Annotated in this window: 17 protein-coding genes; 11 read left to right on the forward strand and 6 right to left on the reverse strand. The window is 41.4% G+C overall.

Annotated features, from left to right (window positions below):
- Positions 1-125 precede the first annotated feature (125 nt).
- From RMY16_RS25355 to RMY16_RS25390, 8 genes are all read left to right on the forward strand, one after another.
- Positions 126-3,140, forward strand: a complete 3,015-nt coding sequence (locus tag RMY16_RS25355; RefSeq protein ID WP_322738674.1) for a DUF1574 family protein — start codon at positions 126-128, stop codon at positions 3,138-3,140.
- Positions 3,141-3,248: 108 nt separating this feature from the next.
- The gene (locus RMY16_RS25360) at positions 3,249-4,748 is read left to right on the forward strand and encodes an MBOAT family protein (RefSeq protein WP_322738675.1); all 1,500 of its coding nucleotides are present in this window, start codon (positions 3,249-3,251) and stop codon (positions 4,746-4,748) included.
- Positions 4,749-5,099: 351 nt separating this feature from the next.
- Positions 5,100-6,182: a photosystem II q(b) protein gene (psbA, locus tag RMY16_RS25365; RefSeq protein WP_322660126.1), complete on the forward strand. Its 1,083-nt coding sequence runs from the start codon at positions 5,100-5,102 to the stop codon at positions 6,180-6,182.
- Between the two features lie 91 nt (positions 6,183-6,273).
- Positions 6,274-6,456: a hypothetical protein gene (locus tag RMY16_RS25370; RefSeq protein ID WP_416211704.1), complete on the forward strand. Its 183-nt coding sequence runs from the start codon at positions 6,274-6,276 to the stop codon at positions 6,454-6,456.
- Between the two features lie 211 nt (positions 6,457-6,667).
- Positions 6,668-7,771 carry a photosystem II q(b) protein gene (gene psbA / locus RMY16_RS25375; protein WP_322738676.1) on the forward strand — a complete coding sequence of 368 codons (1,104 nt, stop codon included), beginning with the start codon at positions 6,668-6,670 and terminating at the stop codon, positions 7,769-7,771.
- 322 nt (positions 7,772-8,093) lie between these two features.
- Complete coding sequence (locus RMY16_RS25380; protein WP_322738677.1) at positions 8,094-9,485, forward strand: malic enzyme-like NAD(P)-binding protein; 1,392 nt, start codon at positions 8,094-8,096, stop codon at positions 9,483-9,485.
- A 318-nt stretch (positions 9,486-9,803) separates the two neighbouring features.
- Positions 9,804-12,089, forward strand: a complete 2,286-nt coding sequence (locus RMY16_RS25385) for a PhoD-like phosphatase (protein ID WP_322738678.1) — start codon at positions 9,804-9,806, stop codon at positions 12,087-12,089.
- 667 nt (positions 12,090-12,756) lie between these two features.
- Entirely contained in the window at positions 12,757-14,298 is a 1,542-nt protein-coding gene (locus RMY16_RS25390) for a glycosyltransferase family 39 protein (RefSeq protein WP_322738685.1), read from the forward strand.
- Positions 14,299-14,644: 346 nt separating this feature from the next.
- Here RMY16_RS25390 and RMY16_RS25395 read toward each other — a convergent pair whose 3' ends face one another.
- Positions 14,645-16,630, reverse strand: coding sequence for a DMT family transporter (locus RMY16_RS25395; RefSeq protein WP_322738679.1), 1,986 nt, complete (start codon positions 16,628-16,630; stop codon positions 14,645-14,647).
- A 515-nt stretch (positions 16,631-17,145) separates the two neighbouring features.
- Positions 17,146-18,420, reverse strand: a complete 1,275-nt coding sequence (locus RMY16_RS25400) for a hypothetical protein (protein WP_322738680.1) — start codon at positions 18,418-18,420, stop codon at positions 17,146-17,148.
- Positions 18,421-18,604: 184 nt separating this feature from the next.
- Here RMY16_RS25400 and dxr point away from each other — a divergent pair, with 184 nt between their 5' ends.
- Both dxr and RMY16_RS25410 read left to right on the forward strand, forming a co-directional pair.
- Positions 18,605-19,801: a 1-deoxy-D-xylulose-5-phosphate reductoisomerase gene (gene dxr, locus RMY16_RS25405; RefSeq protein WP_322660143.1), complete on the forward strand. Its 1,197-nt coding sequence runs from the start codon at positions 18,605-18,607 to the stop codon at positions 19,799-19,801.
- A 444-nt stretch (positions 19,802-20,245) separates the two neighbouring features.
- A complete protein-coding gene (locus tag RMY16_RS25410) occupies positions 20,246-20,443 on the forward strand; it encodes a hypothetical protein (RefSeq protein WP_228013002.1) in 198 nt (65 codons plus the stop codon).
- A gap of 66 nt (positions 20,444-20,509) precedes the next feature.
- Here RMY16_RS25410 and RMY16_RS25415 read toward each other — a convergent pair whose 3' ends face one another.
- Positions 20,510-21,010: a thioesterase family protein gene (locus RMY16_RS25415; protein ID WP_322738681.1), complete on the reverse strand. Its 501-nt coding sequence runs from the start codon at positions 21,008-21,010 to the stop codon at positions 20,510-20,512.
- Between the two features lie 116 nt (positions 21,011-21,126).
- Here RMY16_RS25415 and RMY16_RS25420 point away from each other — a divergent pair, with 116 nt between their 5' ends.
- Positions 21,127-23,196: a CHAT domain-containing protein gene (locus tag RMY16_RS25420; protein WP_322738682.1), complete on the forward strand. Its 2,070-nt coding sequence runs from the start codon at positions 21,127-21,129 to the stop codon at positions 23,194-23,196.
- A 275-nt stretch (positions 23,197-23,471) separates the two neighbouring features.
- Here the strand turns inward: RMY16_RS25420 and RMY16_RS25425 are convergent, their stop codons facing one another.
- From RMY16_RS25425 to RMY16_RS25435, 3 genes are all read right to left on the reverse strand, one after another.
- Entirely contained in the window at positions 23,472-23,816 is a 345-nt protein-coding gene (locus tag RMY16_RS25425; protein ID WP_094350113.1) for a DUF1815 family protein, read from the reverse strand.
- Between the two features lie 1,150 nt (positions 23,817-24,966).
- The gene (locus RMY16_RS25430; protein WP_322738683.1) at positions 24,967-25,182 is read right to left on the reverse strand and encodes a DUF2839 domain-containing protein; all 216 of its coding nucleotides are present in this window, start codon (positions 25,180-25,182) and stop codon (positions 24,967-24,969) included.
- A 17-nt stretch (positions 25,183-25,199) separates the two neighbouring features.
- The coding region (locus RMY16_RS25435; RefSeq protein WP_322738684.1) for a hypothetical protein at positions 25,200-25,387 on the reverse strand (188 nt) is incomplete at its 5' end.

The raw sequence follows: 25,387 nt of genomic DNA on the forward strand, positions 1-25,387 counted from the left end.
TTTTGTGAGCTACGAAGGTAACAAAATTGTTAAAAAAAACCGTCAGAGTGTGATAGACCTATGGTTCTAGTTTACAAGTGCAGGCACTATCCCCCAACCCTCGCTTCCTGTAAAGTTAACTGAGCATGAAAACAGTAGTACCAGATCGCCAGCAATCCTTAGTGCAATGGGTGAGCCAAGCAACAGGGATCAACACTTTCGGAGTGAAAGTCCGGTTGCGGGGAAATGACCTTCATATTCTTTGTGAAGGTACAGAATGTCCGCAGCGTTGGCGCACTTTGTCTGATTTGCTGCAAGCACTACAGCAAACAAACTTAGATATTCTCACAAGCAGCGAACAAACCTCAATATATCAAGTATTTGTCTATGGCCGCAGAAAAGGGGAACAGCGTCCCTCATGGTGCCATCGAGTTCACTTGAATCAAATAGATAAGCATCTCGATCAGGTGCAACAAGCGCTGCTAGCAGACTCGGAAAAATCAAAACAATCGGGTGGGGCGCTAATTGTCTCTAACGAAAGTTTGGCACGCCAAGGGAATCCAGAAGCGATCGCTCGATATCTGAGCGAAACTCTGAGTACGCTAGGTGTATCAGTACAGGTAAAGATTAAGCTATATAAGCCAAAGAATTCTCAGTCAGAAGAAAATCGCCTGTGGATATTTTGCCATTCAAGCTATAGCCCTGATGCATCGTTGCTTGCTGAACCGATAGCACAAAAGTTGCGTTATCTCAAGCTTTCCGGCTACCAAGATGCCGTAATTGTTTCTCAGGTGAGGGGCGAAACTGCCCCTGATTGGCTGCTGCGAGTGGATTTGACACCACCAGAGGTGATGCTGAAGGAGTGGGCGCGTTGGGGGGATGTCCAAGCGATCGCTCGATTATTAGCTGAAGTACTATCAGGATTAAAAGTTGGTGTGCAAGTTTCTCTGAAAGAATCAACGCTACATATATTTTGTATCCCAGCTTTCGATCCTTTAGGAACAGCCCCGATCCCAGACAAGGTAGTGTGCTTAGAGGCAATTTTACCGCAGCTAGAAGCGATCGCTCCTCAAGGCATTCTCGCCGCCACCATATACGGACAAAAAGCAGGCGACAAGGAACCCACTTGGATTGATTGGCTGGCTTTACCCGCAGCAACCCATCCTGCCTTTGCTATATCACCACTTGATTTGGCAAATACTGGTGATGAACCAGCGATCGTATTTTTAATAGAGCGCTTACTCAATCCTGATTTGGATTGGCGATTATTGACAGGTGGAATTCGCGTACTTCTACTGAACAAAAATGGTTTATTGCACATTATGTGTGATGCACCTGTTTGTCCACAGCGGCAGCAAGTAGCAAGTAAAATTACGCAGTTTATCCGTCAGTTAAAAATTTCCGGTATTATAGGAGTACGTATCTACGGTCGCCGGGCTGGGAATAAAGAACCTTTTTGGCATTATGGCGTCGATCTTGAACATCGCCAACGTTTAGTGCCAGAAGCAACCCCAGAATTTGCTGCTACTTCTATATACATCAACGATTTAGTAACATCTGAGACTAGTGAGCCAATTTTGCGCCCAGACTTAACGACAGAAGAAGTTCAAAATTTTGTAACAGAAGTAGCGCGAGATTGGATAGCAACGGCGAGTTCAACTGCGAGAAAATTCCTGTTGAAAAGCCAGCTATTTACCGAAAGCAACGAGTCAGCGGAACGTAACCATGATATTCAAGGAATTAAAATTGCTTTGGTTTGGGGAACGCTGGGATTATTACTCACCCTCCAAACGGATTGGGTATTGGGTCGAATTATTGCACTTAATACGCCCAGTTCGCCAAAAGTGGCTAGTGCCACCCTCCCATCTTCATCTTCCGAGCAAAAGGTATCTTTGACATCTGGGAAAAATCAGACTGAGAAAACGACATTTTTTAGTAGCACTTCCAAGAAAAAATCTCCTCCAAATCAGAGTTCTGTATTTAACGCTTCGGAATTTACCCAAAGTGATGATACCCCAAAAAATAATTTGGCAGCCGCACCATTGAAGGAAAAAGCAACCGCAACAGCTATTCTTTTAGCAGCGCGATCGCAGATGCCAAGTTTTAATGTCAGGCAGTTAGACGAGCAATTAGCACTGTATAAACAGCGTTTATCTAGAACTGGTAGTCCCCCAGATGTCTTGATTATTGGCTCCTCCCGCGCCCTCAGAGGAGTAGACCCCGCAGCGCTTTCTAAAGCTTTAGCAACTCAAGGCTATCCAAATCTTGACGTGTTTAACTTTGGGATCAACGGTGCTACAGCACAAGTTGTAGAATTTGTGATTCGTCATGTACTAGAACCATCAGAACTACCCAAAATAATTATCTGGGCAGATGGGGCGCGTGCTTTCAACGGTGGGCGCGAGGATATTACCTTTAAATCGCTGGCTGCATCAGCTGGTTATAAACAAGCATTCCAAAAAACACCAACAACGGCAAGTAGCAATGATTTAGAAAATACAATAAATTCGGGAGAAGAAAAGACAAAGGAAGAAAAACAGGACATTAGTACTTATGAAGCTGTCAATCAGTCATTAAATCAGGCTATAGCATCTGTTTCTACTAGCTATCAAAACCGTGAGCAAATTAAAAGTTTACTGCAAAAACAACTGCTCATATTTGGTAATAATCAGACAGTTGCATCACAAAAACAATTGACAGACGGTACTTCAGATGAAAGTATTTCTCAGCAAGCAGTTGACTTTGATGGCTTTCTACCCTTGTCTATTCGCTTTAATCCCGCGAGATACTATCAAAAACATTCTAGAGTTCCCGGAAATTATGACAACGACTATAAATCTTTTCAAGTAGAAGGACAGCAAGATGCTGCGTTTCAAGAAGTGCTTCAGTTTACCCAGTCTCAGAAAATCTCTTTAGTGTTTGTCAACATGCCTCTGACGGGAGATTATTTAGATCCAGTGCGTAAACAATATGAGCAACAATTTCAGCAATATATGTTGCATTTGGCCACTAATCCCAACTTTATTTATCGTGATTTGAGCCAACAGTGGCTAAAAGTAAATGACTTCTTTTCTGATCCTAGCCACCTCAACCGCTTTGGTGCATACGAAGTCTCGAAAAAGCTAGCTAACGATCCAATGATTCCTTGGCCAGTGAAGTAGGAAGTGGGGGATGGGGATGAGGGAGCAGGGGAGGCAGAGGAAGAATTATTGATTAATGCCCAATGTCCAGTGCCCAACGACAAATGACAAATGACTAATGACTAAAAAATGAACTTTATATCAATTTTCTATGGGCTATTCCTGTTGAGTGTGTTAGGAATTTACTGGTCTTTAGCACAACATAAATTGCGATTGTGGACGCTGCTAATTGCCAGTTTGGTTTTCTATGCATCTTTGCATATCCAATACATACCATTACTATTAGCATTGACGTTTATTAATTTCCGTGTAGGGCTAGAAATTGGAAACAATACATCACCAGGAAAACATTCTCTTGACTGGCAAATTTCTAATGAAGAGTGGCAATTTGCTCAAGTTGATTGGAATCGTCGCCGTCTAAAAGTTTTGTGGCTGGGTATAAGTCTAAATGTTTTACTTTTATTAGCTTTTAAGTATTTTACTCCTTTATTCAAGTTTGTTTTTCATGTCCAAACAAACTCACCAGATAGCTCTTTTAAATTAATTGCACCCTTAGGAATTTCATTCTTCACCTTTGAATGTATTGCTTATTTAATAGATGTCTATCGTGGTGCCCCTGCTACTGATAATTTTCTCAAATTTGCTACATACAAATTATTCTTCGCCAAACTGATTTCAGGGCCGATTACGCGCTATCACAACTTAGCAAATCAATTTAATACACTAGAATTACCCAATACCAATAGAGTAACTGAAGCGCTGTGGTTGATTGCTAGGGGTGCTGTCAAAAAAGGTATTTTTGCAGACCACTTGGGAATTTTCGTCGATTTATGTTTCGGTAATTTGCAACGGGCGGGTAGTACCGATTTGTGGTTAGCTACATTCGCATACGGCTTGCAGTTATATCTAGATTTCAACGGTTACGTAGACATTGCCCGTGGTAGTGCTATGCTTTTTGGCTTGGTTCTACCTGAAAATTTCGACTTTCCTTATTTCAGCACCAATATTTCAGAATTTTGGCGGCGCTGGCACATGACTCTGGGAGATTGGCTACGTAACTATGTCTACTTTCCTTTGGGTGGTTCCCGGCGGGGTTTAGTCCGTACCTGCTGGAATTTATTTATTGTGATGCTAATTGCTGGTATCTGGCACGGTGCCGCTTTGGGTTATGTCGTTTGGGGCATATTCCACGGATTGGCCTTGGTGGCTCATCGACTTACAGATTCTATAAGCGATCGCTCTGAAAATCTAGAACAATTCTGGCAAAATCCTCTGGGTATCTTTGTCGCTTGGTTCTTAACTCAATTGATGGTTTTTACCTCTTGGATTTGGTTCCGTCTACCTAATCTCCAAGACTCTTCTTTGGTAATTCGGCATCTTTGGGGTTATCCGGCTGACGCCCAGTTTGCTGAAAAGGTCTATGTGGATGCCTTAAATATGAGCCAATCCCAACTCACTTGGGTACTTGTAGCTTTAGCTGCCCTTATGGCTGTAGTCTATGCCTTTAACCGAATCCTGAAGTTAGAGTTTAACTGGCCTCTTAAGCTTGTATTCGTCCCTCTATGTTTCTATGCTGTTTGGTTATTAGCTCCTGAAGGCAGTTTGCCCTACATCTACTTTGATTTTTAACTGGACTATCAGACAATATAGAACTTATTATCTCGTTACAAATCAGCAAGACTTAAAATGTTTCTAAATGGTAAATTGTAAAGAAGTGTAAAGGAAAAAAACTAGGCGATCGCATCCTTAAAAGTGATAGCTAGTTTGTTGTTGAAGTGGCTTAAAAAGCTTTAATTCACTACCTTGTATGGCTTTATTTATAGTAGGAAAACTTTACAGTTCGATGAGCTTGTTAAAGAATTATATTACAGAATATTAAGTCACAGATTGCATCAAAGTAAATTCATGTAGACTGTATTTCAGCAGGCGAAATAAACTCCGCTTGTTCCATATTTAACAATCCATAGCACTTATAAAACAATGACCACAACCTTACAACGGCGCTCCGACGCTAATGTATGGGATCGCTTTTGCGAGTGGATCACCAGCACCGACAACCGCATATACATCGGTTGGTTTGGTGTACTTATGATCCCAACCCTACTAGCTGCTACAACCTGCTTCGTAATTGCTTTCATCGCTGCTCCTCCTGTGGACATCGACGGCATCCGCGAACCAGTTGCAGGTTCTTTGATCTACGGAAACAACATCATCTCTGGTGCAGTTGTTCCTTCTTCAAACGCCATCGGCTTGCACTTCTACCCAATTTGGGAAGCAGCTTCCTTAGATGAGTGGTTGTACAATGGCGGCCCTTACCAGTTAGTAATTTTACACTTCTTGCTCGGTTGCGCTGCCTACCTTGGTCGTCAGTGGGAACTTTCTTACCGCTTAGGTATGCGTCCTTGGATCTGTGTAGCTTACAGCGCGCCTTTGGCTTCCGCTACCGCAGTATTCTTGATCTACCCAATTGGTCAAGGTTCTTTCTCTGATGGTATGCCTTTGGGTATCTCTGGAACCTTCAACTTCATGATTGTGTTCCAAGCAGAACACAACATCTTGATGCACCCCTTCCACATGTTAGGTGTGGCTGGTGTATTCGGCGGTTCATTGTTCTCTGCAATGCACGGTTCTCTAGTAACTTCTTCCTTGGTGCGTGAAACCACCGAAACCGAATCACAAAACTACGGTTACAAGTTCGGTCAAGAAGAAGAAACCTACAATATCGTTGCAGCCCACGGTTACTTCGGTCGTTTAATCTTCCAATACGCTTCTTTCAACAACAGCCGTTCGCTGCACTTCTTCCTAGCAGCTTGGCCTGTCGTCGGTATCTGGTTCACCGCTTTGGGTATCAGCACGATGGCATTCAACTTGAACGGTTTCAATTTCAACCAATCAATCATTGACTCCCAAGGTCGCGTTATCAGCACCTGGGCAGACGTAATCAACCGCGCTAACCTGGGTATGGAAGTAATGCACGAGCGTAACGCTCACAACTTCCCTCTAGATTTGGCTGCTGGTGAAATTACACCTGTAGCAATGACTGCTCCTGCTATCAACGGTTAATACTTCAGTATTTGTTAGATAAAAAGCGCCCTCCACAAATGGAGGGCGCTTTTTTTGTTAGATTCAAGCTATCGCACCAGATGCAGATAGGGTGATTAAAAGTAGAGTATTTCCAGGTTTGTGGTTAGCTCCCACCTCACTAATTACAGGTGATATGACGACAGTTTTAGCAGTACTGCAACAAGGTTTAAATTCAAAAGAACACGCTAGAGTTTGTTCAGGATTTAACTTAGCAAAACTTAAAAATAATGTCTTGAAAAATACAAATTATTAATGTAAAACGTGATATTAGGAGCCGGGAAAGTTTTCCCTTTTTTACACAGTCTCCCTGGGGAAGTTAGTTAACAGCATTTTTGGTGCGAGGTAAATTCCAGAGAGCCCCGGCTATTAGGGAGAAAGTATTTGGCGAAAGTCCTTGAAAACACTATAAGTCTCAATTCCTGAGAATTGGGAAAGTTTGTTGTCAGCTTATAAACAACACAGTTATGTCCACAACTTTAGGAAGAAGCGAAAGCGGCAGCCTGTGGGATCGTTTCTGTCAATGGATTACTAGCACCGACAATCGGCTTTATATCGGCTGGTTCGGGGTTTTAATGATTCCTACCCTATTGACCGCTACCATTTGTTTCATTATTGCCTTTATTGCTGCACCACCCGTTGATATTGACGGAATTAGGGAGCCAGTTTCTGGTTCTTTATTATACGGCAATAACGTCATCACTGGTGCTGTTGTACCTACATCTAACGCGATTGGTTTGCACTTTTACCCCATTTGGGAAGCTGCTTCAATGGATGAATGGCTCTACAACGGTGGCCCTTATCAGCTCATTGTCCTGCACTTTCTGATTGGTATTTTCTGCTGGCTTGGTCGGCAATGGGAGTTAAGCTATCGTCTAGGAATGCGTCCTTGGATTTGCGTAGCTTACTCTGCTCCTGTAGCTGCTGCGACTTCGGTTTTTTTAATTTATCCGATTGGTCAAGGTAGCTTTTCTGACGGGATGCCTCTGGGGATTAGCGGCACATTTAACTTCATGTTGGTATTCCAAGCCGAGCATAACATTCTCATGCACCCATTCCATGAATTCGGTGTAGCTGCGGTGTTCGGCGGTGCTTTTTTCGCAGCAATGCACGGTTCTTTAGTGTCTTCCTCTCTAGTCAGAGAGACAACAGAAGCTGAATCTATAAACTATGGTTACAGGTTTGGGCAAGAACAAGAAACCTATAGCATTGTAGCGGCTCACGGTTACTTTGGGCGGTTAATCTGGCAATATGCCAGCTTTAACAACTCGCGTTCCTTGCACTTTTTCTTAGCAGCTTGGCCTGTAGTTGGTATCTGGTTGACGGCATTGGGCATCAGTACGATGGCGTTTAACCTTAACGGGTTCAACTTTAACCAATCAATTCTTGACTCCAAAGGTCATGTAGTTAATACATGGGCTGATGTACTGAACCGGGCCAATTTGGGTATAGAAGTGATGCACGAGCGCAATGCTCACAACTTCCCCTTGGATTTAGCGGCGGGTGAGGCAGTACCTTTGGCAACGATGTCTACGAGGGGCTACGCCTACGCACCTGTAATTCACGGTTAATTGTAATTTAAAATTCACTGCGCTCTCTGTCTAGAGGGCGCTTTTTTCATGCATAAAGCTATAGTTATACAAATATTTACATAGATAAAATATAAAAAAATATCTGGTGTATTTGGGTACAATTACTAAATTGTTGCTCATTTATATTAGTAAATGCATTGGTATAAATAAAAATAATTATCAAAACTGTAAGCAGTGAGTAAACTAACTACTGAAGGTTATCCCTGGATACATACATTGTGTTTCCACAGACTACAAATCTCAGATTTTAATTTTTGTCTCAATTCAATATAAAATCTAAAACTTAAAATCCAAAATCAACATGGCAAACCTAACTCCTAATTCTAGTTTTAGTTTGACACTGCGCTTACAGATTCCAAATCGTGTAGGAATGTTGGCATCGGTAACTCAGGCGATCGCAACTACTGGCGGTAATCTTGGTCAAATTGATTTAATCGAGCAAACCCGCAAAGAGTCCACCCGCGATATTACTGTGGATGCTGCTAGTACTGAACACGCTGAAACGATTGTACAAGCAATCAAGGTGTTGCCAGATATCAAGTTACTTAGTGTTTACGATCGCACCTTTAATTTGCATCGTGGTGGCAAAATCAGCATTGCTAGCAGAATTCCCCTGAAGAGTGTGTCTGATTTAGCAATGGCTTACACCCCCGGAGTTGGTCGAATTTGTACAGCGATCGCTCAAGATCCAGAGGAAGTTTACAACTTAACCATCAAACAAAACACTGTTGCCATTGTTACCGATGGTAGTGCCGTTTTAGGTTTGGGAAATCTCGGGCCAGCTGCCGCCCTACCAGTCATGGAAGGTAAAGCCATGCTATTCAAGGAATTTGCGGGGCTGGATGCTTTTCCTATCTGTCTCGCCACCCAAGATACAGAAGAAATTATCCAAGCAGTTAAGAATATTGCTCCGGTGTTTGGAGGCGTGAATTTAGAGGATATTGCTGCACCTCGCTGCTTTGAAATCGAAAAGAGATTACGCCGAGAGTTAGATATCCCCGTTTTTCACGACGATCAGCACGGTACAGCAATTGTCACCTTGGCAGCGTTGTTTAATTCCCTGAAACTGGTACATAAATCCTTAGCAGAAATCAAGATTGTGATTAACGGTGCTGGGGCGGCGGGAGTGGCGATCGCTCGGTTACTCCGTAAAGCTGGGGCAGAAAAAATCTGGATGTGCGACTCTAAAGGGATTATCTCTACCAATCGCACCGATTTGACAGAGGAAAAACTCGAATTTGCTGTGAAAGGTCAGGGTACATTAGCGGGTGCAATGCAAGGAGCAGATGTGTTTATTGGTGTCAGCGCACCAGGAGTTTTGACACCAGAAATGGTGCAATCGATGGCCAAAGATCCAATTATCTTTGCAATGGCAAATCCGATTCCAGAGATTCAGCCAGAATTAATCAGTAAAGATGTTGCTGTCATCGCTACCGGTCGTAGCGACTACCCAAATCAAATCAATAACGTCCTCGCTTTTCCTGGGGTATTCCGTGGTGCTTTAGATTGTCGGGCACAGACAATTACCATCAAAATGTACCTAGAAGCCGCAAGTGCGATCGCTTCTTTAGTTAAGCCTTCAGACTTGAATCGGGAACATATTATTCCTTCAGTCTTTGATGAGCGCGTTGTCACTGCTGTTGCTGCTGCTGTGCAACGTGCCGCGCGGGAAGAAGGTATCGCGCGGAATTAATTAACTAAGGGACTTCCAAATAAAAAAATATTCAATTATTGATTGTGGGGTGGGCATCTTGCCCGCCATATAAACTGAGCACTCATGTTGTCCACCCCACAAGATTGGATAATTTATTTCTTGGATTTCCCTAAAATAATCACTTTCATGGGATGCGCGTCTCACTCGTCCCTGAGTTTTTAGGCTGCAATCTATTTGCGCTATAAACTGATGTTAAACAGATGAGAATTGATGCATGATTGGTGATTAGATGAGTTGGGGCTACCAATTTAGGAGCAAAGTAACACATCTAAAACACCATCATGTCAACTGTTTGCAATGAAGTATCAAGTTGGGGACGAGTTTTTACAAGAACTACCACTGATTTTAGGGGGGCCAATCCTCAAACATACTGAGCCAGAGTCTGTGACAGTATGGATGGCACTGAAACAGTCTTGTCAGGTAGAACTTAAGGTTTATGACACAACAAATGATGGTGAAACACTAGGAAATTGCTTATTGGAGGGAGAACGCTCTACCTTTGCTCTGGGTAAGTATCTTCATGTAGTTGCCATCACGGCTCAGTCTACAATTGGACATCGCCTAACTGGAGGTCACATCTATGCATACGACCTCCAGTTTAATGTTGCTGACCAAACCCTGCAAATGCAACAAGCATTATGTTCAAACTCCTCTCCTCCAGTTAGCATCAGCTACTTCGATCATCAAAAACCAACCTTTGCTCTACCGCCAAACCGTCTTCAAGATTTGCAAATTGTCCATGCTTCCTGCCGTAAACCTCATGGGCATGGGTTTGATGCACTGCCAATTCTCGATAGTATGATTCAGGCGTCAGCAAATCAACCCCAGCACCGCCCTCACCAGCTGTTCCTCACCGGAGATCAAATTTATGGAGATGATGTAGCAGAACCATCTCTGTGGGTTGCCACTACTCTTGGTGATGCCCTCTTGGGTTGGGAAGAACGACTGCCGGTGAATGGAGTGTACTGCACTCCCCAGCAGCTACCCCCTAGAGAGCGGGCTGATGTGGCAACAAATCAAGCTGGTTTGACGGCAGGACTACATAATAAAGCAGAGAAAGTCAATAGTCATCTTTTCAGTCTGGGTGAATATTACGCTACTTATTTACTCGCTTGGTCGCCAGTGTGCTGGCCGACAACATTTCCCAAAGGGCAGCAAGTAATGCGCGATCGCCATGCTATCAAAGACTGGAATCGCGCAGTCAAGCATTTGCGACAATTCATCTATACCCTTTGGAAAGTGCGCCGCGCCCTTGCCAATATCCCCATGCACAGCATCTTTGATGACCATGATGTTACTGATGACTGGAATTTAAACCAAGCTTGGTGTTTGCGCGTGCTGGGGCAACCATTAGGGCGAAGAATAGTCCAAAATGCATTGTTAGCTTATACAGTATTTCAAGGTTGGGGCAATACACCAGAGCAATTTGCACAAGGAAAATCAGGTGAAAAGCTGTTGGCGGCTGCACAAGCTTGGTCAGCTTCTCAAGGGAGAGATGCAAAAGCTAATCAGGCGATCGCTCGTTATCTAGGTATGCCAGCCATCGACCCCCACACAAACTTACCTGTTTTAGTCCGAGACGGTGCAGTATTTATTCTGGATCGAGATCCGGAAGCGCTGACTTGGCATTATATAGTCCGCAGCGATTGCCATGAAGTAATTGTGCTGGATACCCGTACATGGCGAGGTTATCCAGCCGATCAAAAACCAATTGCGCCGCCGATGCTGTTGTGTCCAAAGGCTTTTGAGCAACAACTACTTTTACCTTTACAACAAGTAACTGAACAAACTCAGATTAAAACTACATTTGTGATTGCGCCCACAAATGTTTTTGGATTACAAGTGATTGATTGGATTCATCATTGGCACTTAAACCAGGAGAAAGTTTTTTCAACAGATGTTGGAGATGCCTGGAATATCAATGTTGAAGCACTGGCGAAATTCCTAACTACTTTGTTTGAGGAACGTCAACAAGTCGTGATTTTATCTGGGGATATTCACTACAGTTCTGTTGCTCACTTATCTTATGCACGCACCCATTCCAAATTACAATCTGTCTTGGTACAGTTAACCGCTAGTGCATTGAAGAACGAAGAGATGTTGACGCGGCTGATTCATACACGATTAAAAGATTGGCTGCTACCAGAAAAGGTACGACATTGGATCGGCTGGATTAATCCACCCAATATGGTAGAAATTTCCGAGAAACAATTACACCATAATCGTCACCTACTGAATAACCCTGACTGGCATTGTGTGCTGGAGTGGATACCTAGAAACAGTGTTCAGACTTCCACCTATACAGCAGATATATTATCCTTGATAGCTCCTTGGAAGCGAGCCGAAAATGCCAAATGGAAATGGTTACAACCTCTGATTTTTTGGAAATCTCGTTGGTTTCAGGAGGGACGAGAGGTAGTTGGATTGAATAATTTAGCTCTAGTTCACTTCGAGTTAGCAGATGAGAGTAGTTCTTGCAAAGTTATGCAAGATTTGTACTGGTTTTCTTGTTGGTATCCAACCCAAATTGTTTACAGCCGTTTTGAGAGCCAGTTAACGCCGAATCAGTCATTGTTAAGATGACCCCGGAAGATCCCCCTAACCCCCCTTAAAAGGCTATCCATCTGGCAGAAGGGTTAGGCAATCAGTGAAACTTAGACCCAGTTACCGACACATATATGAACTTGGGCTTCTTGGCAGGAGTATGAGCAAGCGATCGCTAACTTGCTCAACGAGAAGGTAAAGAGTTACTACAGTAGTTTGGAATATTATTAACTAATAGCTTTTTCAAAAAGATATACATCACCCTGTTGATATTCCAATTTAAAAATTGACCGATTTTTTCAAACATTTCCTAAGTTAGAAAGAGATTTTGAAGTTGCAGCCCAACCTGGATGGCAACATTAAGTAAGACATAATGAAACTTATTCAATTCAGCAATATCTTGAGAAGAATTATTTTGTCATAAATTCTATCTATTATGGCGTTTACTAATCACATGAGGTACATCATATTCCCCTCCTCGCTTGCGGGGAGGGGGTTGGGGGTGGGGTTCTTGTACCTCACTCAACTGAGAACCGCTGTATTTCAAAATTATGAACTCATGTCAAAGTATCTATTCTTTCAGCAAAGGTTGTTGAATACTTTGCTGTAATATTAAGACTGGTTTACCAAGCTGCTATGATGCCATATAAAGCAGGCTTTAGTAGGGAAATCCTAGAGGTTGGAGATGATTATCCCGATTTTAAATATGCGTCTATTCCGAGAAAAAGAATGGTTATTTAGCTTACTGATAATATCTCTATTTCTATGGCTGATATTTTTGGGAAACTCCCCTTTGCGAGATTGGGATGAAGGTACTGTGGCACAGGTTGCCCGTGAAATTTGGCGCGCCCCATTTGGTTCAATGCATTGGCTCTACCCCACCTTGGGAGGAGAACCTTATCATAATAAGCCACCCCTGATGCACTTATTAATTGCTTGGACTTACTCGATCGCAGGTGTGAATGAGTGGACAACGCGTCTACCGGGTGCAGTGTTAACTGCCTTGGGAGTGCCTTTGCTTTACTTGGTGGGATGTTTGCTTTTTAACCAAAGTTTACCAGCTCTGTTTAGCGCTTTAGTTTACCTAACGATGTTGCCTGTGCTGCGTCATGGAAGGCTAGCAATGCTAGATGGTACAACTATTACCTTTTTCTTGCTGCTGTTGTTTTGTTTGCTAAAAGCACGCCAGAATCGTCGATATGCTCTAGGCGTGGGATTTTGTCTAGGGTTAATCACTCTTACGAAAGGGATGATAGTTTTGCCACTAGGAGCGATCGCTTGTCTATTCCTGATTGCAGATCGGCAGTTTGCTTTGTTAACAAGCCCCTATTTATTAGCGGGAATATTTTTAGGAAATGCACCTGCGATCGCTTGGTTTGTCGCTCAATGGCAACATTATGGCGAAACTTTCTTCCAAGTGAACTTTCAAACACAAACCTTTGATCGCCTGACACGATCTGTTGAAGGTCATAGTGGGCCACCCTGGTACTATTTAATTGAGTTAATTAAGTATAGTTTTCCTTGGCTACTATTTTTACCAGGAGGTTTTTATCTAGCTTGGAAAAAACGTCATACTACCTGGGGTAGTTTAATTATTATTGGCACAATTATTTACTTAGGAACTATCTCTTTAATGAGAACTAAGCTCCCGTGGTATGTTATGCCTGTATATCCATTTTTAGCTTTGGCAATTGGTGCAAAACTTAGCGACATTTGGCAGTATGGTCATTTTAAGGTGCGAAGTTTGACAATATTTCTGGCTATTATCGCCATTGCTGGTTTAGGGGGTTGTGTTTACTTTATTCTTGCCAAGAAAGAGCCTAGTCTCATAGTCATGAGCCTTGTTTTGGCAATAAGTATGAGCATCGCAGTATGGCTAATTAGACACCGCGATCGCAACTTTATTCCAGTGCTATTTTCTGGGATGTACTTAGTTTTAGCACTGTTAATGAGTTCGCAATCATGGATTTGGGAATTAAAAGAAGCTTTTCCAGTTAAACCAGTAGCTGAATTAATTCGAGCAAATGTTTCAACAGGAACACAAATTTACACTTCTTTTGCTTATGGGCGTCCCAGTTTAGACTTTTACTGTGATTGCAAGGTAACTCCTGCACCTCTGCCCACTTTACAACAAATGTTATCTAATAAATCTTATTTACTGTTAGACGATGGGGCTTTGCAGCAAATCAATTTAACTAATAGTAAAATTATCGGATCGGTTCAAGGATTTACACTGATTTCACCATAAGTTAAATATGTAAGATATCTCTAACTATTTTCATCTTCATTAATTTCTCTTTGTTAGAAATTGTATCAGTTTAGTTCGCTGTGTCCAAATACTACATCATATTTTAAATTGCTAAGGTACAAAAGTACCCTACCCACGCTAATATAAATTTCATCAAAGTTTTGTAGTTTGGACATATTGCCCAAACTACTTATACAAAGTTAAATGTGTAACAGCTTATCTTTGTTTAAGGACTTGCAAAAATAAATTATCCAAAATTATTTATAGATTTGTAGGGGCGCAAGGCCTTGTGCCCCTACGACGGGATATTTTTTTAACTGGAAGTTCCTTACTACCTGTCATGCTACTACGAGCCTTCATTTGTTACTTGAAGAATCGATTGACTCGATTGGGCTAGATAGATACCTGCTAAAACTACGGCAAAAGTAGCCCAGTCAAACAAACCTACTTGTTCTGAAAAAATGAACCAAGCAAAAATAGAAGCTAGAACTGGTTCTAGAAGAAGTGTGACGGCGACAACGCCTGAAGATATTCTACTGAGGCTATAAGCTAAAAGTCCCTGACCCAGCACTTGACAGAAAAGAGCTTGAAAAATGATGAAAAACCAACCCGTCCAGGAATAGGGGAATAGTCTATTTTCGAGGAATGGTAGCACTGGTAGTAGAAACATTGTTGTCACTCCACAGCGCCACAGCATGATAGTTGCAGTACTAAATTTGGCTCGGAGTCTTTCTATCAGCAGCATACACGTAGCCATGAAAACCGCAGTTAGCAATGCTAATGCATCACCTAATATTTGATCGGTTGCAAATTGTACCTTATTGAGTTCAAATGCGATCGCTCCTCCCAAAGCAACGATCAGACCAATCACAAATCTGTTGTCGAAACGCCGACCAAATAATAAATACCCTGCCAAAGCAACAAATAGGGAGTTCAAATTAGACAGTAAAGCCACGTTGGCAACACTAGTTTGACTCAGCGACCAAGCCCACAATAGAAGGTAGGTTCCAGCAGAGGTTCCCATTGCCAACAATAGCCACACTTCTTGACTTGTAAAAGGCTTCTGTTCTATAGATTGTTTATCAAGCAAGGTAGGAGTAATATTATTTCCTGCCCCCTGCCTCCTGCCTCCTTCAATAGATTGTTGGTAGCGGAAAGCCTCAAGTCCATTCCACAAACCAAAGACAACCGTCGCAATCCAACTGCGATGAAATACTACAGCATTTGCACCAATTTCTTGTTGACACAATTTGGTCAGAGATGGTGCTAAAGATATGGGAATTAGAGCAAACAATAATGAGACAGTTCCTAATAAAGCTGGTGTTTCGGAGAATTGTTGCTTTAGGAATGACACTTTAATCGTCATACTTTGAACGAAAGTGTTAATTATATTTTTGACTGATTCTTGGAACGGCAAATTAACAGTATCTTGGCTAGATACGGCTAAGTATAAACCCATTAAAACTACAGCGAAACCTACCCAATTTGAGAAAGTTAATGTTTCCGAAAAAATTACCAGAGCAAAAATGCCGCTAAATACTGGCTCTAACAGATGCACCAAGGAGACAATCACAGAGGAAAACTTGGCAAGGCTATAGGTCAAAAGCCCATGACCTAAAACTTGGCAAATTAGCGCCAAGCAAATTACCCAAAGCCACCCACTGACTGTAGAAGGAAAAAGCTGATCTTGAGTAAACAAAAGTATGGGGAGGATCGCTAAAGCCGCGATCGCACAGATCCACAATTGAATTGTAGCTGGAGAAAATTTGGTTCGTAATTTTTCTACGATCACCAAGTATGCACTCAATAAAACCGCCGAAACGATGGCAGCCAAGCTTCCTTGAACCTCGTCTGTAGCAATTTGCAACTCCTCAAATTCAATAGCGATCGCTCCGCCAAGGGCGATAACCATCCCAATCAGGAATTGGTTCTCAAAACGCTGACGAAATAACAGCCACACCCCTAAGCTAGTAAATATGGGAGCGAGATTATGCAACACACTAGAAATTGCAACGCTAGTTTGAGTCAGCGACCAAGCCAACAAAACTAAAGTGGCAGCCCAAAGAATACCAGCACCTAGCAACAGCAAAATATCCTGGCTGGTGTAGGGCTGCTGTTCTACAGGTTTGTCTCCAGAAAATCGCTGCCGTACTGCCTTGTATCCATGCCACAGAAAAAAGACCACACTAGCAAGCCAAAAGCGATTAAATACAGTAGCGCTGGGGCTGAGTTCAATTTCGCTCAATTTCATAAAAATAGAGCCAAAAGATATGGCACCTACACCTAGAAATAATGAAGCGATCACTATCTTCGTTTGATTGGATACATTCATTAGGAAATTTAAATTCAATTTTTTAGCAATAATGGATTAAACCCTCTAAGCAATCCAATCTCTTGGGCAAATCCTACAGCTATTTTGGCTAGTAGTATCACAAAAGCGCCTAATATTCAACGAGCACGGCAAATAACAAGAGATAATGGGTCTAGAATCCCGCCAAGTGGGTGTTGAACCCAACCATATTGCCAATTCTTTGTGCCAAGTGCAATTTGCATAAGCATATTTCTACTCTACGCGGCTAAGATACTAATTTTTTTGAAATATTGACAATTGAGAGCTAACAGGCTATCCAACTTTTCTTTTTATCAGTATTTGCGTGTTCAAAGCAGTGAGCTGAGGCGCAGTCCGCCGTAGGCATTGCTGTCTTAAATTCGGTGAAATTTGCATAAGAGATTGCTAATAAAAAAATTACCCAAATGAACGAACCAAAGAGACGCAGAGAACACAGAGAAATGAAGGGGAGAGAGTTGTTTCGTCAGTTTTGTGGATATTTTTTGATTTGAAAGTCCCTAAGCGACCCAATTCCAAATAGTAAAGTTGATCGCATAAACAAAGAGCAATATGATAAACCAAATAAATACTATATATTTCCAACGTTGCTGCTTGGAAAACAACAAGCCTAATGCAAGCGAGAGCGATACAATACCGTAAGCATAACGATTAATAGACGCCAGGGCTCCAGAGAATATTAGCATTAACAAAGAGCAAAAACCGTATATTGTAGCAACATTGTTAAGTTGGGTGCGGTAGTGCCACAACAAATAGCCGCCACCAAAGACCATAACAACTTTAATCAAACTATCTTTGCCCACTAATATAGCATCCGTAAATATATACCACCAACTCGGTTGCGCCCATGCCTTATGTACATGAACGAATGCTAAAGGATCTCCAAAACTAATAGCGCAATATACAGAGAATAAAAGTATCCCCACTGCTACAAAGAGACCCGCTATATAGGCGCTTAGGGATCTCCGTTCTATCCATGCTACGAAAATGAACGTGGGTAGTAATGTAATTCCTGTCGGCCGTGTCGCACTAGCTAATGCACCACAAAAAGCAGCCCATACATACTGACGGTTATCAAATGCTCGTAAAGCTGCTGTAGTCAAAAATAGAAATAGTCCTTCAGTATAAATTACTGTGCCATATAAAGAAAAAGGACACCAAGCCATCACAGCAATTACCCATTTTGCAGCATCAATACCATGACGTTCTTTTGTCCAAGAGTACACAAGAAGCAACGCACCAAGAAAAGTTAAATTGCTTAACAGTGTACCAGCCACTTCAAACGGCAAACCAAACGTCATCAGCCCGCGAATGAGTAACGGAAATAAAGGATAGAAAGCAACAGAATACTGATTTCCATCATCAACATAGTTATAACCTTCAAGTGCAATTCTCCGATACCACTTACCATCCCAATGAGAGAAGAGTTCCCAACTGGGTTTAGGAATAAAATCGGGAGAAAAGTCTAGCGGATATGGAGGGTGCCAATGTGGTTGTACAGGTGATGTATATATTAAAGGAGCAACAACTTGCATTGCAACTATAATTACAAGTCTGCTCAAAAGCCACATCGCAATTACAAAAAAGTACCCATTAACTTTGAAACTATAATTTTGTTCAAGTGTATTTTTTGCCAAATCTTTTTTTTTCATCAGACTAAAAATTAATAAGTAAAGGTAAATATACCAGTCTGCTTTAATTTTTGAAATTATTTGCGTAAAGAGAAAGCGGGGAAGAAGTTTTTTCGGGGTGTACTGATTTTTTTCATAAATCAAATACGAGTCCTATAGATTTAAATTAATGGATTGGGTCTGGTGTAGGGATATGGACAAGAGGACACAGGTACATTTTCCCTACGTCTCTTTTTTGGCGCGTTAGTGTATCGATTATAGTGATTGCTGTGATTAAAGAGTCCCAAGCAATTTATAGTGAGAGTTGTCTGTAAATCCTTAAGCAATTGTGAAAGCGATTACTCTCGTTGGTTCCACTGGTTCTATTGGTACTCAGACTTTAGATATTGTCACTCAGTACCCAGATCAGTTTCGGATTGTGGGATTGGCAGCTGGGAGCAATGTTGAAATGTTGGCTGCTCAAATTCGGCAGTTTCGGCCAGAAATAGTAGCTATTTGCTCAGAAGATAAATTACCAGCGCTCAAAGAAGCAATCATTGACCTTGATCCCCAACCGATTATACTGGCAGGTGACGCCGGAGTAATAGAAGTAGCCCGTTATGGCGATGCTCAAACCGTTGTTACTGGTATTGTTGGTTGTGCTGGTTTGCTACCCACGATCGCAGCAATTGAAGCTGGTAAAGATATTGCCTTAGCAAACAAAGAAACTCTGATTGCTGGGGCCCCTGTGGTTTTACCCCTAGTCGAAAAACATGGTGTAAAATTACTCCCTGCTGATTCCGAACATTCCGCAATCTTTCAATGCCTCCAAGGTGTTCCCAAGGATGGCTTGCGGAAAATTTTGCTTACTGCATCTGGTGGAGCTTTCCGCGACTGGGATGTGGAGAAGTTAGCAGATGTAACCGTTGCTGATGCTCTCAAGCATCCTAATTGGTCGATGGGACGGAAAATCACAATAGACTCTGCTACTTTGATGAATAAAGGACTGGAAGTAATTGAGGCTCACTTCCTGTTTGGGTTGGATTATGACAATATCGAAATTGTCATTCATCCCCAGAGCATTATTCACTCACTGATTGAACTGCAAGATACTTCCGTTTTAGCCCAACTAGGTTGGCCAGATATGCGCTTACCCTTGCTGTATGCTCTATCTTGGCCCGATCGCATCTACACAAACTGGGAACGACTAGATTTAGTCAAAGCTGGAAATTTAACCTTCCGCGAACCAGATCACCAAAAGTATCCTTGTATGCAGTTGGCTTATGCTGTGGGTAAAGCTGGTGGTTCGATGCCAGCTGTGTTGAATGCCGCCAATGAGCAAGCTGTAGCTTTATTTTTAGATGAAAAAATTCGGTTTTTAGATATTCCTCGGTGTATCGAATTGGTGTGCGATCGCCATCAAAATGATAACCGTGCTAATCCCTCTTTAGATGACATTTTGGCAGCAGATAAATGGGCAAGGCAAGAAGTTTTAACAGCGACTGAAAAGTTAGAAACTCACTCGCGGATAATTTCTCTGCGATAAAAACCTTCAGTTCACATTGGACTGAGGATTAGAAATTGATGCCTAGTCCCCAATCTCTAATCCCCAGCCTTTTATCCAATTAATATAGAAATCATTTCACTTTATAGCAAAGACATACTCACCTAACTATAAAAAGTAAACCAATTGAAGATAGTCGGTGGCTTCCGGATCAGCCATAATTTTTATGTATATCTATAAATTGATATTCAGATAAAAATTCCAAAAATTTACAAAAACTTTGCAAATAATCAGCATGGCATATAAATAATTATCTGATTTTTCGGTAAGATATCCCCAGGCTAATTATCACAAAAAACCATTTTAGTTAAAATTAAAAATTGGTTTTATCATCTTTTATACCAGTGATTATTACCAAAATAAAAGCTTACCCTTTCTGAATCAGCCCACTCTCAGACAAGGGAAATTATTAAGGAATTAATATATATGATTATTACGTTGATTATAGCTTGGATAGTCTTCATAATATTATGGAAGTTGCTGAAAGCAACCGTGAGCACGGCATTAACTCTTGCGGCAATCCTTGTTTTATTAAATATTAGTTTTGGCATTACTCCCCAAGATATTTGGCATTACGTAATGCAGTTTGCTCAAAATCTATCGCAGATCCAAACTGGAAAGTAAAAATCTATACTTCACTTTTGCTAATGAAAGGTGAAGTATAAAATATGAAATGACAACCTTTCTTAATCAATTGTTATTTAATGCTGAAATCTTGGCTAAAGCATCCTTAAAACTCGGCGGTAACTGACGCATAATCTTGCCTCTGTCGCGATCTAAAGCCACTAATGTCACCTTAGCCGTGACGTATAATTCTTGTCCATCAGTTGAGACAATGGCATAATCCCAATTGATGCGGACACCTGTCACCTCAGCCATGCGGGTTTTTACCAGCACTGCCATACCCAATTGAATTGAACGGTGATAGCGCACCGACAGTTCTACAACTGGTAAATCGCAGCCTATAGCGACTAAATCAGCAAATTCAATCCCTATAGATCGCAAGCATTCAATCCGCGCTTCTTCCATCCAAGCTATGTAGGAACCGTGCCAGACAACACCTGCATAGTCAGTGTGGTGGGGTTGCACTCTGACAGGATATTCAAACCAATTCCCAAACTCGTGACTGGATGGATTGTCAAGGGCGCTGGTTGGTGGTAGTTTTGGTCGGCTGGGTTTTTCTTCTGACATCTTCAAATTTCTCAGTGCCTATAAATTTTCCAAATTATTGAATAGCATAAAAATTAATTGCGTTGCCGGACTTCTTGATTTAATATTGACCTTCCGAGCATAGGGAGTGTTTTGTTATGCAGCCTAATCTCCGGCATGTGAGTGTTATTACTTTATCTCTACTTAGCTTACTAGGTTTTGGGATGGTGTATCCAGACAACAATCAGGTAAATACAAATGCAAGGTTGAGGTACGAATCTGGAGAAAAAGCTCAAGCTTTACCTAAGAATAATCAACTTTCAGAAATTGCAAGGCTCAACGAAGAAGCTATCAAAGAATCTCGCCAAGGTCAATTGCAAGAAGCGTTGCAGAGATTACAGAAAGCACTAGCCATCAGCAGAGAACTTGGAGAGCGCTCTTGGGAAGCAGTAACATTCAACAACATCGGCAGAATCTACCAAAATCAAAAAAAGTATTCTGAAGCACTTCAATCCTATCAGCAAGCCTTATTAATTAACAAAGAACTTGGGGATTTGGTTCGACTTGGCAAAACTTACAGTAATATAGGTTACTTATTCGATATCCAAAACAAATCAGAGTTAGCAATTTTTTTCTACAAGCATTGCTTGATTAATCGTGAGAAAGCTCGCTTGAATCCATCAGTACTGAGTGCGCGGCAACCAGATGCTTACAACATAACTGTTAGACAAACATATCGCATTTTGGGTGAACGATTGCTGAAACAGGGACGTGTTGCTGAAGCACAAAGGACAATGGATTTACTCAAAGTTGAAGAACTAGAGGAATATCTTCAGAATGTGCCGGGTAATCAACGTACTGTCAAAGGTATTAATATAGCGGCAACAGAAAAACCAATTAAACAAAAGCTGGATCAAAGTGTGGATAATGCTGTTGTGCTGGGTAAAGAACTGACAACACTACGGAAAATTTCTCCCCAACAGCGATCGCTCGAACAGAAACAACGTATCGAGCAACTAGTCTTAAATCAACAGCAACTTCTAGATGGATTTAACGAATTTATCAATAGTCCTTCAGTGAAAGCACAGGTAGAGCAAATTAGCCGTACAGCTAGGCGGCAAAATTTGGATTTGGAAAGTCTCAACGAACTTCGAGATAATTTAGCGCGATTACCGCAAAAATCCGCACTACTCTACCCACTGATTTTAAAAGATAGTTTGGAATTGGTATTGGTAACTCCTGAATCCCCACCAATTCATCGCACCGTTGCTGTCAAGCGCGAAAACCTCCATCAAATAATTGATGCTTTCCGCCAAGCTTTAATCAATCCCAGTCGAAATATCAAAGCACCTGCACGCCAATTGTATGACTGGCTAATTAAACCGATAGAGAAAGACTTAAAGCTATCAGATACGCAAACTCTGATTTACGCTCCAGACGATCGGTTACGCTACATTCCTTTAACTGCTTTATATGATGGCAAACAATGGCTAGTGCAGCGCTTCAATGTAAATCACATTACATCGGCTAGCCTGACTAACTTAAACACCCCAAAACAATCTGCTTTGCGGGTTTTAGCAGGTGCTTTTACTAAAGGTAATTATGAAATCAAAGTTGGGAATCGACAGGTTGCTTTCGCTGGTTTACCCTTTGCAACGCGGGAGGTGGAAAGTCTAGCCGCTGCGGTTCCTGAAACTACGAAGCTTTTAGACGATGCCTTTACCCCCAGAGTCGCTGTACCCCAAATGGATGATTATACAATTGTCCATTTTGCGACTCATGCAGCCTTTGTGATGGGTAAACCAGAAGATTCATTTATTTTATTCGGGAATGGCGATCGCGTTAATTTTAGAAATGTCGCCACTTGGTCACTCCCGAATGTAGATTTAGTAGTGTTGAGCGCCTGTGAAACCGGCTTGGGAGGCAAGTTAGGTAATGGTGAAGAAATTTTGGGCTTCGGCTATCAGATGCAACAAACCGGTGCTAGAGCCGCGATCGCCTCTTTATGGTCTGTAGATGATGGTGGTACGCAAGCACTCATGAGTGCTTTTTATGGTATCCTCTCTACTGAAAAGCTGAGTAAAACTGAAGCTTTACGTCAAGCTCAAGTCTCATTAATTACTGGAAACTGGAAGGAAATAAGTCATAACGCACCCGTAGCAGCAGTTAATGACTTTAGTCATCCGTACTATTGGGCGCCCTTTATTTTAATTGGCAATGGACTTTAGGTGTATCGTATCTGACAGTATAATTGCTGTTACTGCCCAGATTCACCATCTGACATTTTAGTAACGTGCAATCACGGTGATTTTGACCGCAGCGGTAGGCTGAAAATCCGGCTCATGAGATTTTGGCAGTTACAAAAAATATGCGATGGGCTAGCTATGGCCAATCACTTAATGGTAATTGAGATAACGGGTAGGAGCGATCGCTAACTAACTGACTATTAACGATTAACAGTTACCGATAATCAATTTCTAATTTGCTACCGACCTTTGAAACCTTAATACTTCTTGGCAAGAGTTTTAGAGCCTGTATCACTTTGCATAGATTGCTTGACAAGATCGGCTAATTCGTCTAGTTGGCTAATTGCCTCCGCACCCTCTAGCTTCATTAATTCGCGGTCATCGCGCATTTCTGTCCAAGTAATGCCGTAATCGGACACTAAAAATCTAATCAGATGGTTATCACCCAAGCTAACCATAAACGATGCACTATTCATTTGGTCGCCACAGGTATAGCAGGATGCTGGATACCCACGACGCTCTAATACAATCGCCAAGGCTTGCAGGTTCATTACTAAGTCTTGGACGAATTGTCGATGTTGATGTGCTAGTCTCAGAAACACTTTTGTCCTCCAGACACCACAGTAATTTGAGTTTCTTTTATATTTTCTTTAGATTTTCTCACCCATTGGTATTGTAAACTATTCATTACAATTATCAGACAGATGATATTGAGTCGTTAATTGACTACCTTGTTTAGGGTAGTGGATCTAGGTTTTGAGAGCCGTATCAAACTATTCAGTTTGCAAATTCAAAATTTCGGACAGAATTGCTAAATTTAACTATATCTTTATACACTTCTGTCAGAGTACATTCCTACAGTAAGCGATCCGCTTTAAGAGTAACTTAAATCTAGCACTAGTCAACTACAAAAAAGCTACATATTTGGCTTTTATTTGCTATGTGCAGTCAAATACACAGTTATTAGATACCATAGTGTAGTTTTACATCGTTATACTGTCTCTTGCATAGATGTTTAGTCTGTTCTCTTTCTAACGTAGATTTTGGTATAGACAAATGATTAGTTATACCAAATTTCTTCCTCCTAGATATATAAAGTTAAACAGATGACAGGGAAAATGATAAATTCAGTATTTCCCAGAAATTAAATGTAATAAAGTATACATGTACGACGTAGTTAGTAGACAAATGTGAGTGTAGAATCCACAATCGAAAAACTTAGCACTAACAATACCTAAACGCAGCAGAGTAATGTTGCCATTTAGGCAATATTTCCAGGTATTTTTGGATTATTCTCAAAAAGTTGTATGAACCAAAGCACGGTAATTTAGAAGGATTATTATCTTAATTTGGTTTTGCCAAATTTAATGAATATATAATATATTTCGATTATCTATCCAAAGAAAGTAATTATTTTTTATTAATAATTCAGTTAACTAATTCGTAATTCGTCATAACGCTTTCTACAAGAGGCTGTGCCTAGCTTGCTTTCCCATAGAGTAGGCAAACTCGCTACCATTGCCCTAACGTAATTCGTAATTATTGGCAAAATGCTTATGCGTCATTAGACTTCTTGGCATTTGTCGGGGTAAAGGGGAACGTGAAAAGGGTAAAAAAACTCAAAATCCTTTCCCTTTAACCTTTTCCCTAAGAGTGCAAAAATATATTTTTGCAAGAGGTCTATTGTCTTTTTTAATAGTCTTGAATTAGTTGGATATCTAGGCTCCAACTAATTCAATTATGAATTAAGAATTAATAGACTACTTGCCACCAACCAAAAGCTGGGCCGATAAAACGAATTGTTGCCCATCCTACAATCATAAGACCAATACCTATCCAAGCACCACGAGTAGTCCAAGCGACAAATTGTTCGCCTTGAGTTTTTGTGATCGGAATCCAAGACAAGATCCGAGCCTCTTTACCGTATGTTTCCCCTAGTGTGGTTTTACGACGTTTTGCTTCACCCATAATCAGCAACTCAAATTTTACTTAGGTTCTAAATTTATCTTGCCAGAAATCATGCCTACTCCAGAGGCGATGAATAGCATCACCTTCCATAAGCTGATAATAGTTCTTGCTTCTTTGCGATCGCGCTTTGGTTGACAAAATTTAAATCGGGCATTGGGGAGCCACTGCGGTCTTGGGGTCTCCCCAAGTAGAGCAAGTGGCGTCA

It is taken from the genome of Nostoc sp. DedQUE12b (assembly GCF_034530835.1).
In the GTDB taxonomy this organism is placed as follows: domain Bacteria; phylum Cyanobacteriota; class Cyanobacteriia; order Cyanobacteriales; family Nostocaceae; genus Nostoc.